This window comes from Leisingera sp. F5, from assembly GCF_001593695.1.
In genome coordinates this window covers 1-1,219 of the sequence record NZ_LUKH01001167.1, presented here as the reverse complement: position 1 = coordinate 1,219, position 1,219 = coordinate 1, and the positions used below count along the sequence as shown (strand labels likewise).

The window sequence follows — 1,219 nt, the reverse complement described above, 5'->3', positions numbered from 1 at the left end:
GGGCACCCCCATGCACAGCTGCACCAGGGCGGGGCTGTCCAGAATACCCTCCTTCACCAGCTCCTTGGCAAACCACAGATGGCCGGTGTCAAAGGCCTCGATCTCGGGCTTCACCCCCAGGTCGGTCATCATCTGCCCCATTGCCCGCAGCATGCCGGGCGTGTTGGTCATCACGTAATCGGCCTCGGCAAAGTTCATGGTGCCGCAATCCAGCGTGCAGATCTCCGGCAGGCATTCCGCCACATGCGCCATCCGCTCGGTGGCGCCAACCATATCGGTGCCGGCCGGGTTCACCGGCAGCGGATTTTCAGTATCGCCAAACACCATATCCCCGCCCATGCCGGCGGTCAGGTTCAGCACCATATCGACCTCAGCATCGCGGATCCGATCGGTGACTTCGCGGTACAGCGCCAGATCACGGCTCGGCGCGCCGGTCTCCGGATCGCGCACATGGCAATGCACCACAGCGGCCCCGGCCTTGGCCGCGGCAATGGCGCTGTCGGCGATCTGCGCAGGCGAACGCGGCACATGCGGGCTGCGGTCCTGAGTGCCGCCAGAGCCGGTCACAGCACAGGTGATAAAGACGTCCCGGTTCATTTCCAGAGGCATTTTGCTTTTCCCTTCAATGTACAGGGTTTTGCCGCGGGTTATCCCCAGGCTCTTCCCCAGATTCTGATTTGCGCTGGCAGCGACTCTGCCTCAGCCTTTTGCAGCACAGTTTACACCAGGCGAATCGAAGTTGATGAAATCCGCAAAAAACATCCTCCAGCCCGAGCATCAGCCGCTGAAAACCGCGGTGCTGGTCTTGGATGAATGCAACACGCTGTCCTTTGCGGCTGCCGTTGACCCGATGCGCGCCGCCAACCGGCTGGCCGGGCGGGCGGCGTTTGACTGGGATTATGTCAGCGCCACGAATGAGCCGCCGATGCTGACCAGCGGCCTTACCGTGCCCAGCTTTCCGCTGGCCCGGCTGCAGGGCTGCGAGCTGCTGATCATCGTGGCCGGCTTCCAGCTGGCGCGCCATGCCACCCCCAGCCTGTTAGCGGGTCTGCGCCGGATTGCCGCCACCGGCGCCACCATTGCAGGCATCGACGGCGGCCCCTGGCTGATGGCCGAGGCCGGGCTGCTGGACGGCCATCCGGCGACCAATCACTGGGAGGATCTGGAAAACTTCGCCAGCCGCTTCCCCGAGGTTGACGTCCGCAACGACCGCTTCACC

The 1,219-nt window shown here is 64.0% G+C and carries 2 protein-coding genes; one reads left to right on the top strand and one right to left on the bottom strand.

Annotated elements, in window-relative coordinates; all coding sequences use genetic code 11:
- On the bottom strand, positions 1 to 609 hold a 609-nt coding region (locus A2I95_RS39825), incomplete at its 3' end, for a 3-keto-5-aminohexanoate cleavage protein (RefSeq protein WP_291737863.1).
- A gap of 133 nt (positions 610 to 742) precedes the next feature.
- On the opposite strand from A2I95_RS39825, the gene A2I95_RS39820 reads away from it, so the two are divergent.
- On the top strand, positions 743 to 1,219 hold a 477-nt coding region (locus A2I95_RS39820; protein WP_291737862.1), incomplete at its 3' end, for an AraC family transcriptional regulator.